The organism is Pandoraea anapnoica (genome assembly GCF_902459765.1).
GTDB lineage: Bacteria > Pseudomonadota > Gammaproteobacteria > Burkholderiales > Burkholderiaceae > Pandoraea > Pandoraea anapnoica.
The window spans coordinates 1-13,982 of the sequence record NZ_CABPSP010000006.1 but is presented as its reverse complement, the minus strand read 5'-3'; the positions used below and the strand labels follow the sequence as shown (position 1 = coordinate 13,982).

Annotated in this window: 15 protein-coding genes, 1 other RNA gene and 1 riboswitch; of the genes, 6 read left to right on the top strand and 10 right to left on the bottom strand. The window is 63.6% G+C overall.

The window, feature by feature from the left end; genetic code table 11:
- Positions 1-7: 7 nt before the first annotated feature.
- A complete protein-coding gene (gene cobD / locus PAN31117_RS11535) occupies positions 8-1,087 on the top strand; it encodes a threonine-phosphate decarboxylase CobD (protein WP_150738312.1) in 1,080 nt (359 codons plus the stop codon).
- Positions 1,088-1,328: 241 nt separating this feature from the next.
- Positions 1,329-1,535, top strand: a complete 207-nt coding sequence (locus tag PAN31117_RS11530) for a hypothetical protein (protein ID WP_150738311.1) — start codon at positions 1,329-1,331, stop codon at positions 1,533-1,535.
- A 220-nt stretch (positions 1,536-1,755) separates the two neighbouring features.
- On the opposite strand, the gene PAN31117_RS27120 is transcribed toward PAN31117_RS11530, so the two are convergent.
- Entirely contained in the window at positions 1,756-1,923 is a 168-nt protein-coding gene (locus PAN31117_RS27120; protein ID WP_174990920.1) for a hypothetical protein, read from the bottom strand.
- Between the two features lie 252 nt (positions 1,924-2,175).
- Between PAN31117_RS27120 and PAN31117_RS11525 the strand changes: the two genes are divergently transcribed.
- Positions 2,176-3,132, top strand: coding sequence for a cobalamin-binding protein (locus PAN31117_RS11525; RefSeq protein WP_246189038.1), 957 nt, complete (start codon positions 2,176-2,178; stop codon positions 3,130-3,132).
- A 31-nt stretch (positions 3,133-3,163) separates the two neighbouring features.
- On the opposite strand, the gene cobC is transcribed toward PAN31117_RS11525, so the two are convergent.
- From cobC to PAN31117_RS11490, 7 genes are all read right to left on the bottom strand, one after another.
- Positions 3,164-3,766, bottom strand: a complete 603-nt coding sequence (gene cobC, locus PAN31117_RS11520) for an alpha-ribazole phosphatase family protein (RefSeq protein WP_150738310.1) — start codon at positions 3,764-3,766, stop codon at positions 3,164-3,166.
- Positions 3,757-4,608, bottom strand: a complete 852-nt coding sequence (locus PAN31117_RS11515) for an adenosylcobinamide-GDP ribazoletransferase (protein ID WP_246189037.1) — start codon at positions 4,606-4,608, stop codon at positions 3,757-3,759. The genes cobC and PAN31117_RS11515 overlap by 10 nt, the downstream gene beginning before the upstream one ends.
- A gap of 16 nt (positions 4,609-4,624) precedes the next feature.
- Positions 4,625-5,695 (bottom strand): nicotinate-nucleotide--dimethylbenzimidazole phosphoribosyltransferase, encoded by a 1,071-nt coding sequence (gene cobT, locus PAN31117_RS11510; protein ID WP_150738309.1) that lies wholly within the window; start codon positions 5,693-5,695, stop codon positions 4,625-4,627.
- Between the two features lie 38 nt (positions 5,696-5,733).
- Complete coding sequence (gene cobO, locus PAN31117_RS11505; RefSeq protein WP_150738308.1) at positions 5,734-6,399, bottom strand: cob(I)yrinic acid a,c-diamide adenosyltransferase; 666 nt, start codon at positions 6,397-6,399, stop codon at positions 5,734-5,736.
- Positions 6,400-6,460: 61 nt separating this feature from the next.
- Positions 6,461-7,315, bottom strand: a complete 855-nt coding sequence (locus PAN31117_RS11500; protein ID WP_370855750.1) for an ABC transporter ATP-binding protein — start codon at positions 7,313-7,315, stop codon at positions 6,461-6,463.
- Positions 7,312-8,307, bottom strand: a complete 996-nt coding sequence (locus tag PAN31117_RS11495) for a FecCD family ABC transporter permease (protein ID WP_150738306.1) — start codon at positions 8,305-8,307, stop codon at positions 7,312-7,314. Before PAN31117_RS11495 ends, PAN31117_RS11500 begins: the two co-directional genes overlap by 4 nt.
- A 27-nt stretch (positions 8,308-8,334) precedes the next feature.
- Positions 8,335-10,281, bottom strand: a complete 1,947-nt coding sequence (locus PAN31117_RS11490) for a TonB-dependent receptor plug domain-containing protein (RefSeq protein WP_150738305.1) — start codon at positions 10,279-10,281, stop codon at positions 8,335-8,337.
- 157 nt (positions 10,282-10,438) lie between these two features.
- A riboswitch (cobalamin riboswitch) is annotated at positions 10,439-10,689 on the bottom strand.
- Positions 10,690-10,778: 89 nt separating this feature from the next.
- Here PAN31117_RS11490 and PAN31117_RS11485 point away from each other — a divergent pair.
- The 3 genes from PAN31117_RS11485 (at position 10,779) to ssrS (ending at position 11,613) form a co-directional block, all read left to right on the top strand.
- The gene (locus PAN31117_RS11485) at positions 10,779-11,090 is read left to right on the top strand and encodes an ATPase (RefSeq protein WP_150738304.1); all 312 of its coding nucleotides are present in this window, start codon (positions 10,779-10,781) and stop codon (positions 11,088-11,090) included.
- Positions 11,087-11,398, top strand: coding sequence for a cell division protein ZapA (locus PAN31117_RS11480; RefSeq protein ID WP_039400039.1), 312 nt, complete (start codon positions 11,087-11,089; stop codon positions 11,396-11,398). The genes PAN31117_RS11485 and PAN31117_RS11480 overlap by 4 nt, the downstream gene beginning before the upstream one ends.
- Positions 11,399-11,432: 34 nt before the next feature.
- Positions 11,433-11,613: non-coding RNA, 6S RNA (gene ssrS / locus PAN31117_RS11475), on the top strand.
- 129 nt (positions 11,614-11,742) lie between these two features.
- On the opposite strand, the gene PAN31117_RS11470 is transcribed toward ssrS, so the two are convergent.
- A complete protein-coding gene (locus PAN31117_RS11470) occupies positions 11,743-13,524 on the bottom strand; it encodes an acyl-CoA dehydrogenase (protein ID WP_150738303.1) in 1,782 nt (593 codons plus the stop codon).
- Positions 13,525-13,724: 200 nt separating this feature from the next.
- On the bottom strand, positions 13,725-13,982 hold a 258-nt coding region (locus tag PAN31117_RS11465), incomplete at its 5' end, for an electron transfer flavoprotein subunit alpha/FixB family protein (protein WP_217429652.1).

Sequence of the window (13,982 nt, the reverse complement as noted above, 5' to 3'; positions counted from 1 at the left end):
GATCGCCATGTCTGCATCACCCGCTGCACCCCCACCGTCACCCTCATCTTCTCCCTCCGATGCCCCGCGCCACGGCGGCAATCTCGGCGAAGCCATCCGCCGGTTCGGACGTGCGCGCGAAGACTGGCTGGATCTGTCGACCGGCATCAATCCCGTGGGGTATCCGGTGCCGATGCCGCCGCCGGATGTCTGGCGCGATCTCCCCGACGCCTTCGACGACCTGTGCGACGTGGCCGCCCGTTACTACGGCGTACCGGTGGAAACCGTCGTGCCCTGCGCTGGTTCGCAGGCGGTCATCCGCGCGCTGCCCGCGCTGCTTCGCCCGGGGCGCGTCGCCGTCGCATCGCTGACGTATAGCGAGTACGCACCGGCGTTCGCGCACGCCGGACACACACTCGTCTCATGGCTCGGACCCGAAGCGGGCTTGCCGGATGTTGACTACCTCGTCTGGGTCAACCCTGACAATCCCACGACGCGATCCGTCTCGCGTGAGACGCTCGCCCAATGGCAAGCACAGCTGGCCGCACGCGGCGGCATGCTGATCGTCGACGAAGCCTTCGCGGACGTATCCCCCGCGACGTCGATGACGCCTCACGCGGGCGAAGACGGCCTCGTCATCCTGCGCTCGGTCGGCAAGTTCTTCGGATTGGCAGGGATTCGTGCGGGCTTCACGCTGTGCCCGGCACGGCTTGGCAAACGTCTGAGCGAACGGCTCGGCGCATGGACGGTCAGTGGCCCGGCAAGGTTCGCAGTGCGAACGGCCCTGTGCGACACCGCATGGCAACGTGCGACTCAGGAACGTCTGTTACAGGAAGGTGAACGACTGTTATCGCTGTTGTACGACCATCACTGGCCAACGGTTGGCACACCGCTATTTGCCTGGACGCCGCATGCGCTTGCGCCGCAATGGCACGCGCAACTGGCTGAACAAGGCATATGGACGCGCTTGTTCGATGCACGTCCGATTTCGTCGGTGGATGGCATCCAAACGCTGCCGAGCCTGCGTCTGGGCCTGCCAGCGACCGAAGACGAATGGCTACGACTGGCGGGCGCGCTGATGACGCTGCGTCCCGGATTCCGTCCTTAACGATGTTTTTGGGAACTGCCGCAGAGCGGACTCATCCAATTTTCTCGTTATGCTTCCGAACGGGTGTACGTTGCCCGGGAATATCCGAGGACTGCTTACGCAGTATTAAATAACGGGTGTTCCTGCCGTTTTCGTTACAAATTGAAGCATTTCTGCAACAAATGCACACAGTCATCGCCGAAAGGCGCCGCTAGACTGAAGGTTCTTTCGCAAGGGCTTTCCCAATTAAAAGGACGACCAAATGAAAAAACTGCCGCTGTTGCTCGCCACGCTTCTGACCGCCACTGTTGTGACGGTGGGTTGCTCCAAGAAGGAAGATCAACCGGCCGCCCCGGCGGCCGACACGACCGCTCCGGCACCGGCTGCGGCCAGCGATGCAGGCGGCGGCGCAATGAGCGCCCCGGCATCGGACGCAGGCGCCATGGCCCCCGCTCCGGCATCGAACTAACGCCGCACGGTAGCTCGACCGTTGCCGTGGACTCCGGTCCATTGTGCAATGCGCCGAGTTACCGGGTGCCGCCCCGTTTCAGTAACGTTTTAGTTGTGCTCCAGTAACGTTCCCGTCACCCCCGGCACCGCGTCAGACACTGCGCCCCCTGAACGCTTCGGCGTCAGGGGGCGCAGTCGTTTCGGTCGACGTGCTTTTGTCGACGACTTGGATCAACGCATTACCTCACCACCGCCACACCGGCGTCGAGCACGCCATAGGCTTGCACTTTGCTAGTGCTCGTTGCACTGGTTCCCGAGCCAGAACCGCCGCCCGGTGCAGCACACCCGGCGAGCATCGCGACCACCACCAGCGCCGCAGCGCCTACTATTCCCAAGTTTCGTTTCACGACGTCGACTCCTTCAGTTCTATCCGGCACGGCAGGCATGCCGCCGAATGCCACGCATCATTCGACAGCCGTTGCGTGACATCGGTTCGCGGGACGGTCTTTCAAACGCTTGTCGCCGCGCCCCAACCCGCAGAAAATGGCGAGTCCGTGGCGGGAATGATCTCATTTTTCGACGTTTCCTTTGTTGACGCGTCTCGCACCCGCCAGCCCTTACACCCGCCTCGCTTCGCGTTCATCGAACGCATCGCACCCATGTCGCTGATATCGCTGCCCCGCCCGGTCATGCTCACCCGCCTTCGCGTTCAGACGCTTGCCCTCGCCTTCGCCTGCCTCGCATGTGCACCCCTGTCCGGCGCACATGCCGCCGTCTCCGTGAAGGACGACTCCGGCGCGACTGTCACGCTGCCCGCCCCGGCGCAGCGCGTGGTCAGTCTGTCGCCGCACGCCACAGAGTTGCTGTTCGCCGCCGGTGCGGGCGACAAGGTCGTGGGCGTGGTGAAGTACTCCGACTATCCCGAGGCGGCGCAGCGCCTTCCACACGTGGGCGATAACAATGCGCTCGATCTCGAACGCATTCTCGCGCTCAAGCCCGATCTGCTCGTCGTGTGGATGCACGGCAATTCGCAGCGTCAGGTCGAGGCGCTGCGTCAGTTGAAGTTACCCGTGTTCTATTCGGAGCCGAAGCATCTGACCGATCTGCCAGCCGCAATCGAGACGCTCGGCACACTGATGGGCACACCTGCCAAAGCAAAAGAATCCGCAGAAGCTTTCCGCGCGCGCTATGAAGCGTTGCGCAAGCAATATACGTCGCGCGCGCCGGTACCGGTGTTCTATCAGGTGTGGACGCAGCCGCTCATGACGCTGAACGGCACACATATGGTGAGCGACGTGATCCGCCTGTGCGGCGGCGTGAATATCTTCGCAGACGAACCGGCGCTCGTGCCGCGCGTGTCCATCGAAGCGGTACTGGCCAAGGCGCCGGAAGCGATGTTTACCGCGACACCCGGGGCCACGAAGTCCGACAAGCCGCTGGCCACACTGGATAACTGGCGCAAGTGGCCGCAACTCCCGGCCGTCGCACACAACAATCTGTTCGGCATCGACGGCGACCTCATCAACCGCCCCAGCCCGCGCATTCTCGACGGCGCCCGCACGATGTGCCAAGACCTCGATATCGCGCGCTCGCGTCGCACGGCTTCTGCGAAGTAAAGGCGGCCAGCGAGGCGGCAGCAGCGTGCGGCTAAACGTTCGTTTGCACGTTCCAGTGAATCAGGCGCGCGTTGCCGTCGTCGGCAATATGCAAATGGCAGATGCCACCGAAGTCGAGTGCCCACGGCAGGCACGTGGTCGTCGGCAAACGCAACGCCGTGGCCATATGCAGACGGATCGGCCCGGCGTGACCGATCACAACGTGCACCTCGTCGTTGTCTGATACTTGCGAGCGCAACTCACGCGCCCACGCGTCCACGCGCACCACAACGTCGCGGGCCGACTCGCCGCCGGGCGGCGCAAAGCCAGCGACGTTTTGTGCCCACGCGTCGAGCGCATTGCGATCGATCTCGTCCCACCCACGCATTTCCCACTCGCCGAAGTGCATCTCGGCGAGGCGGGTATCGATGTGATGCGGCGCATGAAACATAGACGACAGCCAATTTGCCGGGATTCGCGCGCGCGTCAGATGACTGCTGTGCACCGCGGTCAGCGGCCGGTCTCCGATAGCACCGCGGATTCTCGCGACCAGCGTCCCATGCTGGATCGGTTGGATCAGCGGCACATCCGTCTGTCCGTAGCAGACACCAGACGCCACATCGGGCTGCGGATGACGCACCAGAATCAGATCCATGCGCACACCGTGAGATAGAGCGCCAGCTCGCCGAGTTGCTGCGCGAAACCCAGCGTGTCGCCAGTGTAGCCACCGAGGCGTCGGCGCAGATAGCGGATGAACGCCGCGCGCAGTGCTATCAGGACCACCACGCCCGTCACACCGGCACGCCAGTCCGGCCACACCCACCACGGCGCGCTGCAAAGTACGCCGAACATCAGTCCGCCGAGACTCAGCCGTTGCGCCACTGGCTTCGCCTTGCCTTCGGGGCGCACGTAATCGAGGGTGCGCAGCAGACTGATTGCCATGCTGCGGCTCGCCGCATGCGCGCCGATCAGCACCACGGCAAAGCCACTCCATCCGACCGACGCCTGAACGTCGACGAGCGCCTGCCACTTGACCGCCAGCGCGAGCCACAGCGCCACAGCGCCGTAAGTTCCGATGCGCGAATCGTGCATGATCTCCAGCACGCGCTCGCGCTCGAACGCCCCGCCGAAAGCGTCGACGGAATCGGCGAGTCCGTCTTCATGAAATGCGCCCGTGAGCAGCACGCTCACGCCAAGCCCCAGCGCAATAGCGAGATGCGGCGACCAGAGGTGCCCCATCGCCACCGTCAGCAACGCCACCAGCGCGCCGACAAACACGCCGACGAGCGGGAAATAACGCGTCGCGGCGTTCAGTTGCTCCGGCGAGTAACCCACCCACTGCGGAATCGGCACACGCGTGAAGAATCCGAGCGCGGTCAGGAACAGACGCAACTGTCCCCGGAATCCGCCGAACGAGACCCGCACGCGATCCTGCACCACAGGCACGTGTGTCGGCGGTACGGAGTCGTCGGAAGGATCGGGGGCGGAGGTCGTCATTCGTTTGTCGTCTCATTCACGCGCGGTCGCTAACGCCCGCACCTTCGAACGTCGCCATCTCGCGCAGGAACGCCGCAGCCGCCTGAATCAGCGGCATCGCGAGCGCCGCGCCCGTGCCTTCGCCGAGACGCAGTCCCAATTGCAAAAGAGGTTCTGCTCCCAGCGCGTCGAGCATGGCACGATGCCCGGTTTCGTCCGACGCGTGCGCGAACACGCAGTAATCGAGCACCGCAGGTGCGACGCGCGCGGCGACCAGCAGTGCCGACGTGCTGATGAAGCCGTCCACCACGATCACAAGGCCGAGCTTCGCGGCGGCGAGATACGCGCCTGTCATCATCGCAATCTCGAAGCCGCCGAAGGTCGCAAGCGTGTCGAGCGGGTCAGGCATGTCACCGGTTGTCGGATGCGCCGCCAGCGCGCGTTCGAGTACGGCCGTCTTGCGCGCGAGACCGGCGTCGTCCACACCTGTGCCACGGCCGACGCAGTCCGCGAGCGGCCGCCCCGTCAGACGCTGCATCAGACAGGCGGCGGCCGACGTGTTGCCAATGCCCATCTCGCCAAAGCCGATCAAGCGCGTGCCGCGCGACGCATGCGCCACCACACGCGCGGCCCCGGCGGCAAGCGCTGTCTCCAGTTGCTCGCGCGTCATGGCGGGCATGTCGACGAAGTTCTGCGTGCCGCGCGCGACGGGAATGTCCACGAGCGACGCATGGGCCGGAAAGTCCGCCGCCACGCCTGCGTTGATCACTTCCATCTCGATGCCGCCAGCGCGACAGAAGACATTGATGGCTGCGCCACCGCGCAGGAAGTTGAGCACCATCTGCGCCGTCACGGCCTGCGGATAGGGACTCACGCCCGCGGCCACGACGCCGTGATCGCCCGCGAACACCAGCATCGCGGGACGTGTGAGCTCTGGCGTCGCGCTCTGCTGAATGCGGCCGATCCGATGCGCCACGCGCTCCAGTGCGCCGAGACTGCCGGGCGGCTTCGTCTTGATGTCGATGGCATGCTGGAGCGCGGCATCCATCGCCGTCGATGGCGCAGCGATGTCGAAAAGTTCTGCCAGCAGGGGGCTGAATGCGGTCATACGGGAACGTCCTGAAACGATGAGCAGTGAGACTGGAATTACATTTCGACGCCGGGCTGCGCGCGAATGCCATCGGCAAACGCGTGCTTCACTGGCGTCATGTCGGTCACGGTGTGGGCCGCGTCGATGAGCGCCTGCGGCGCGCCACGGCCGGTGATCACCACGTGCTGCATGTCGGGGCGCGCCTGCAAGTCCGCGATCACGGTGTTCACGTCGAGATAGCCGAGCTTGAGCGCGATGTTCAGTTCGTCGAACAACACCAGACCAAAGGAGGCATCTTGCAACATGCGGCGCGCCTGCTCCCACGCCGCTTCGGCCTTGGCGATATCGCGCGTACGGTCCTGGGTCTCCCACGTGTAGCCTTCGCCCATCACGTGAAACTCGCATTCTTCAGGGAAACGACGCAGGAATTTCTCCTCGCCCGTGGGGATTGCGCCTTTGATGAACTGCACGACACCGGTCTTCATGCCGTGCCCCATCGCGCGCACGACCATGCCGAAGCCCGAGCTGGATTTGCCCTTGCCGTTGCCGGTCGTAATAACGATCACACCACAGTCGCGCTGCGCTTTCTCGATCTTCTCGTCGACGACCGCTTTTTTGCGCACCATGCGCGCTCGATGGCGTTCATTGCGGCCGTCGTCGGCATTCGCATCGACGCCGTTGTCAGCGGAATGCGCGTCGGATTTCGGAGTTTCCTGGGTCATGGACAGCACCTGTCAATCAAGTCGAATACGGAAGTAAGGGGACGTACACCGGCTACGTCAGTCATGTGCGACGCACCGGCACGAGCGCCTCGTCGTCGCCATCGCGAATCAGGCGCAGCGCATAGCCGAACGCGTCGCTGCAATACTCAGCGGAGAGTACCTCCTGCACAGGACCGGCGCGCCACCCGCCACGGCCGTCGAGCAACAGGGCGTGCGTGGCAAAGCGACGCGCGAGGTTGAGATCGTGACACGAAAAAACGACGGCGCAATCGTCGCGCTGTGCGTGGCGGGCGAGAAGTTCGAGTGCATCGATCTGATGATGCAGATCGAGATGCGACACAGGTTCGTCGAGTAGCAGCAACGGCGTGGCCTGAGCAATCACCGCCGCGAGCGATACACGCTGACGCTCGCCGCCCGAGAGCGTCGTGACGTCGCGCGACGCAAAGTCTTCCAGCCCGACTTGCGCGAGCGCGTCGATGGCCAGCGCGACGTCATCGTCGGACTCCCATGCGCCCCAGCGGCCCTGCGCGAGATACGGATGACGGCCCGCCAGCACAACCTCCAGCGCGGTCGCACCGAACGCGTCGCGGCTCTGCTGAGGCATGAGCGCGCGCACTTTCGCCAACGGGCCGGGGCGCCAATGCGCGAGCGGCTTGCCTGCGATGTCCACACGTCCGCTGGCGGTGATCGTGGCATCGCGCTGCGGCTTGTCGTCGATGGGACGCAATCCCGCGAGTGTGCCGAGTAGCGTCGTCTTGCCCGCGCCGTTCGGTCCGGCCAGACACCAGCACTCGCCCGGCGCAATCGCCAGGTCCAGCCAGTCGACGAGCACGCGCTCGCCCGCGCGCAGCGTCAGCGCGTGCGTTTGCAACATCGCTGCGTTCGTCGTCGGGTTCGTTGAGGGCATAGATGTCATCGGATCACCCGTCGCGAGAGCAGCCACAGGAACACGGGCACGCCGATCATCGCAGTGATGACGCCGACCGGCAGTTGCGTCGGCGCAATCACGGTGCGCGCGACCAGATCGGCGAGCATCAACAACGCGCCGCCGCCGAGGGCAGCCGCCGGAATCAACATTCGCTGGTCGTTGCCGAAGCGCAGACGCAGAATGTGCGGCACCACAAGCCCGACGAAGCCGATGCTGCCTGCGGTCGTCACGGCGACGGCCGTCGCAAGCGACGCCGCCAGATAGACGCGCGCACGCAACGGGCCGACGGCGACACCGACGGCCTGAGCTACAGCCTCGCCGCGCAGCAGCACGTTCAGCCGATGAGCGACCGGGCAGACGATGAGCAAGGTCACAGCGAGGGCGATAAGCGGCAGCGACGCGCGATCCACGCCATTCAAATCGCCCGTCAGCCAGAACAGCATGCCGCGTAGACTCGCGTCGGGCGCGAGCGTGAGAATCAGGGTGGAAAGTGCGCCGAAGCCGGCGGCCATCATCACGCCGGTAAGCAACAGTTTGGTGCTGCTGTCCTGATCGCCGGGGCGCAGGAAGCTGCGGTGCGAGAGGCCCATTACGATGGCGATGGCTGCCAGTGCGCCGAGGAAAGCACTCGTCTGCACCCAGAAAAACGGCAGCATGAGCGCCAGCGACGCAAGCGCCGCGACGCCTGCGCCACCGGAAATGCCGAGCACGTAAGGGTCCGCTAGCGGGTTGCGCAGCAGCGTTTGCATGAGCGTGCCAGCCACTGCCAGCAAGCCGCCGCAGGCGAATGCGGCGAGCGCGCGCGGCAGACGCAGTCGCCAGACCACGTCGCCCGCCAGACCGACATCGTGGCCGAGCGCGAGCGCTCCGATCTCACGCAACGAAACCGGCACGCTTCCGAGCATAAGCGACGCAACGAGCACGGCCAGCGCGACACCGGCCAGTCCCGTCCATATGGCGAGGGCGCGACGCAGCGTCATGCGGCGTCACGTCCTGCCGGGACGTCGTCAGAACTGCTTCCAGCCAAGCGAGACGTAAATTGCGCGTCCGAGGGTGTTGTAGCCATAGACCGTCTGGTAGTTCTTGTTGAAAACGTTGTCCAGATGCGCCGAGACGTACCAGGACTTGTCGATATCGTAGCGTGCCTGCAAGTTCACGAGCGTGTAAGCGCCGAGATGCTGGCCGCCCGTATCGTAACGCTCGCCACTGTAATAGACATCGCCACCGACCGAGTACTTGCCGAGGAATTTCTGCGTCACGCCGAACGACGCGTATTGCCTGGCGCGGCGGGCAAGTACCTTGTTGGCATCGAGATCGGTCGGGTTCTGACGCGTGAACGACGCGCGAACGTCCGTGCCCGTCCACTGAATCTTGCCCTGATACGTGAGCTCAAGCCCTTCGACGCGCGCGTTCGCCACGTTTGCGGCCGTGTACGGGAACACGGACAGCGACTGGATCAGGTTCGTGTAGCTCGTGCGGAACAGCGCCAGTTTCGCGAGACCGAAGGCCGGGTCGTAGAACTGGACGGCGAGTTCCTTCGAGATCGAACGCTCCGGTTGCAGGTTCGGATTGCCGTAGCCCGGGTAGAACAGTTCATTGAAGGTCGGTGCACGGAAACCGTCCGATGCGTTGGCCATCAGCTTCCACTGCTCGGTCAGCTTGTAGCCGTAACCGACCCAGTAGCTGTTCGCACCGCCGAAGTCCGAATAGATGTCGCGGCGCACGGTGGCCTGCACTTCGTGCTTCTGCGCGAAAACACCTTCATAGCCGACGTAGAACGAGTCGAGATGGCGGTTGTTGTGGTTGTAGGTCGTGCTGCCTTCGACCGTCTGTTCCTGACGCGTGTAACCCGCGATCAGCTTGTGGTCCGGCATGAAGGCGTATTCGTTGGCCCAGTCGATCTGGTTGTTCGACGTATGGAAGTTGCCGTTGCCCTTGCCGTTCAGGTAGTTGTAGCTGTAGTCGTCGCCCTGCGTGACGGTGAAGCGCGTGTTCCACTTGTCGGTGATGTTGCCCTTGGCGTATGCCGAGATCTGACGCACGCGTGCGTCGGTGTCGTTCAGATCGGAGGGCTTGCCGAAGGCGTTGTCGTAGCTGCTGCTGCCGTCGCTCTGGAACAGACGCGCACCGACCTCCCAGGTGTCGCCGAATTTGCGCGAGAGCGAGGCCGTCACGCTGGTGTTGTCGTCGCCGTTGCGGTTCGGGTTGGCCTTCGGATAGAAGCGCGGATCAAGGGAAGAAATGCCGTTAGTATGAAAACGCGACACATCCAGCGAGAAGCGCGTCTTGCCGTCTTCGAACGACCCGGCGATACCTGCGTTGGCCTGCGTGGTGTTGTTCGTGCCGTAGCCGACTTCGGCGTAAGCCTTGGGCGGGCCGCCGTCCCCCTTGCGCGTGAAAATCTGGATCACGCCACCAACAGCTTGCGAGCCATACAGGGCCGACACGTTGCCGCGTACGATTTCGATGTGGTCGATTTGCGACACCGGAATCTGAGCGATGTTGGTCACACCGGTCGTGGCCGAGTTGACGGGCACGCCGTCGATTAACACCAGCGACGAGTTCGAGTTCGCGCCACGCATGAAGATGCTGGCCGTCGTGCCGAAGCCTCCGTTCTGCGCAATTTCCACACCGGCCTGACCGCGCAGCAGCGAGGGAAGATCCTGCGCCTGGCTTTGCTCGATCTGCTCGCGCGAGATGACCGAGGTGGAGGCGAGCGTGTCCGCCAGCTTCTGCTCCGTGCGCGAAGCCGTCACGACGGTCGTGTTGAGCGACGCGTCGCTCGACTGCGCGTGCGCGCCGAGGCTTGCGCCCAGCAAGGCGGCAGCCATCGCGAGACGGCGCGGAGCGGGAATGCAGGTGGAAATACAGGTGAGAGCGCTGGCGGCGGGCGCCGAAGCGAGACGTGCAAAAGCAGGCGCGTGCGGCGCCATCGCGCGAACGTGGGTGCGCATGGTCGGGTGTGACTTCCGTAATTTTCTTATAGCCTAGGCCCGTTCCCCCGCGGGCCGCCGGCGCAAGGGGAGCGCCGGTGACACGTCACGGATGCTGGGCATCGACACATGAAAACGACGTCAGGCCACCTGTGGCTCAAAGCCGGGCGGCATGGATGATTCCCCACTCACTTGGGCCGGTATCCGGGCTGGTCATCATGGCGCCTGACCGGCCTTCCCGCATGCGGATAGCACGCAGTGGCAATGGAGGCGAGGCGCGTTTTCGGAAACCTTTCGGGCCGAAAGAATGACTTACCGTTGCGGGGGCAGCACAGGTTGGCCAGCCCGTGTGGGGACGCGGCTCCCTGTTTCCCGTTTAACTGCGCATGCCGGGGGGCGTGCGCGAGCACCGAAGTGCCGCAAGTGTAGGGGCCATTGGAACGAGCGTCAATGCTCGTTCGTCGGGCATTGGCCGCCGATTCCGTTAGAATGTAGGGCAATCAAGAGGACGCAGCCCGATGCTCACCGATCTCGACAATCTCACCGACAAAATGGAACAGCTGGTTCTTATCAGCCAGCGTTTTCACCAACACAATCAAGCGCTGCTCGCGGAACTCGACCGCGCGCGTGCCGAATGCGACGAAACCCGCGCTGCCATTGAGCAATTGCGCACGGAGCGTGACGCCTTGCGTCTGCAACGCGATCAGCTTGCTGCCAAGATCGACGAGGCACAGGTTCGCCTGAACGCCATCCTTGAAAAGCTTCCCACGCAGAACCCCGCTGAGGGTCAGATGGATCTGCTCGGTGCCCCCGGTGGAGAAAACGCATGACGATCAAGCAGCTCGAAGTTCATATTCTGGAACAGTCGTACCGACTCGCCTGCCCGCCGGAACACGAAGCCGACCTGCTCGCTTCGGTGTCGCGCGTGGATGCCGAAATGAGCAAGGTCCGCGCGCAAAGCAGCGTACGCGGCACTGACCGGATTGCCGTCATGGCAGCGTTGAGTCTGGCATCCGAATTGCTTGCACTGGAAAAAAGTATTGCTGCTGGACAAGCATTCCCCGCCGAAGAAATTCAGCGTAGAATGCAACTCATGGACGAACGACTGAGCGCAGTGATCGATCAGTATCAGAACTGAAAGACACCCGCAGACGTCCGGTCCGAAAGGTTAGTTTTCCCTGCCTGGTTCGCGAAAGTCATAGATTCCTTGAACCAATGATCTGTTGCAGGTTGCGGAAGTTTGTAGTGCTGGCGTGAGCGTCACTCTGTCTGATGAACCCAAAGCGCTACTAACCGCGACCACCTTGAACCTTCGGTTCAGGATGCCGGCTTAGCGGCTGAGGCGGGGACCCAATGCACGGCACTGCGTGAATCACGCAGTGCCGTTTTTTTTTTCGTCAACGATATTTGTCCGACGATGTTCGTGCGCAAAAGAAAAGGCGACCCGCAGGTCGCCTTTCGTTTTTGCGCGATGCTAACGCGTCAGAACTGCGCGTCGTTCAGTGACAAGGCCGAGTCGGCCCCCTCGGTGATCGACTGCGCCAGACCCGGCGCCTGCGTCAGGATGTGATCCGCGAAGAAACGTGCGGTGCCGATCTTGGCATCGAAGAACGAGGGATCCTGATCGCGCAGCTTCTGCGCGGCCAGCAACGCACGTCCCATCTGCCAGCCGCCCAGCACGATGCCCGCAAGCTTCAGATACGGCACGCTGCCTGCGAACACGGCGTTGGCGTTGTCTTGCGTGTTCGCCACGACATAGTCGACTACGATCGACAGCGCTTCGCGCCCCCTGGCAAGGCGCTCCGCCACCGATGCCGCCACGCCACCCGCTGCGCGCAGCTCGTTCTCCGTCGCTTCGACCATCTCGCACAGCGTGCGCGCCACCGCGCCACCATCGCGCAGCGTCTTGCGACCGATCAGGTCGTTCGCCTGAATCGCGGTCGTGCCTTCGTAGATCGGAAGAATGCGCGCGTCGCGATAGTACTGCGCCGCACCGGTTTCTTCGATGAAGCCCATGCCGCCGTGCACCTGCACACCGAGGCTCGTGACCTCCAGCGACATCTCCGTGCTCCAGCCCTTTACGATCGGCACGAGGAATTCGTAGATGGCCTGGGCGCGCTTGCGCTCGGCAGCATCGGCGGCGTGATGACCGATATCGGCCTGCGCTGCTGCCACGTAGGCCAGCGTGCGAGCGCCTTCGGTCAGCGCACGCATCGTCATGAGCATGCGCTTGACGTCTGGGTGATGAATGATCGTGACGGCGTCTCGCGACGAGCCATCCACCGGACGGCTTTGCAGACGATCACGCGCATACGCCACCGCGTGCTGATAAGCGCGCTCGGCGACGGCCACGCCCTGCATGCCGACGGCGAAACGCGCAGCGTTCATCATGATGAACATGTACTCGAGACCGCGGTTTTCTTCGCCGACGAGATATCCCGTCGCACCACCGTTGTCACCGAATTGCAGCACGGCCGTCGGGCTCGCCTTGATACCGAGCTTGTGCTCGATGGACACGCAGTGCACGTCGTTGCGCGCGCCGAGCTTGCCCTCGGCGTCGACGTTGAACTTCGGCACGATGAACAGCGAGATGCCCTTAACGCCCGGGGGCGCATCGGGCGTGCGCGCGAGCACGAGGTGGACGATATTCTCCGCCATGTCGTGTTCGCCGAACGTGATGAAAATCTTGGTACCGAAGATGCGATAGGTGCCGTCCCCCTCCCGCTCGGCGCGCGTGCGCACCATCGCGAGATCGGAACCGGCTTGGGGCTCGGTCAGATTCATCGTGCCGGTCCACTCGCCCGAAAGCAGCTTCGGGACGTAGAGGGCGCGCTGTGCGTCGGTACCGGCCGTGAGCAGCGCTTCGACGGCGCCGTCGGTCAGCAGCGGGCACAGTGCGAACGACAGGTTCGCGGCATTGAGCATTTCCGTGCACGGCGTGGCAACGAGCTTGGGCAAGCCCTGACCGCCGAACTCCTGCGGATGCACCACGCCCTGCCAGCCCGCCTCGGAGAACTGACGAAAGGCGTCCTTAAAGCCCGGCGTGGTCGTCACGACGCCGTCCTTCCACGTGCTCGGCTGCTGATCGCCGATCACGTTCAGCGGCGCGAGCACTTCCTGATTGAAGCGGGCCGCTTCTTCGAGCACGGCCTGTGCGAGTTCGGGCGAGGCTTCCTCATAACCCGGCAGCGCAGCGATGCGGTTCAGGTCCGCCAGTTCGTTCATCACGAACTGCATGTCCTTGATCGGGGCCTGATAACTCATGTCGTTCCTCCAAGGGATTCCGATTGCCTTCGGTGGGTGGCGATTACCGGGATGCATATTGTTATGTTCGTTCTGTTTTCACTGCAGATGCTGCTCGACCGATTCGCATGAAGACGCACTTGCACGCCTCCTCATGCGAATCGGCTGCGAGAGATGGATCTCGCAGCCGCACAACTTCACTTCGGTACTACGTCAGACGCTTACAGCGCGCTCGTCAGTTCCGGCACGACGGTGAACAGATCGCCCACCAGACCATAGTCCGCCACCGAGAAGATCGGCGCTTCCGGATCCTTGTTGATCGCCACGATCACCTTCGAATCCTTCATGCCCGCAAGGTGCTGGATCGCACCCGAGATACCCACAGCCACATACAACTGCGGTGCCACGATCTTGCCCGTCTGACCGACCTGATAGTCGTTCGGCACGTAACCGGCATCCACCGCTGCACGCGATGCGCC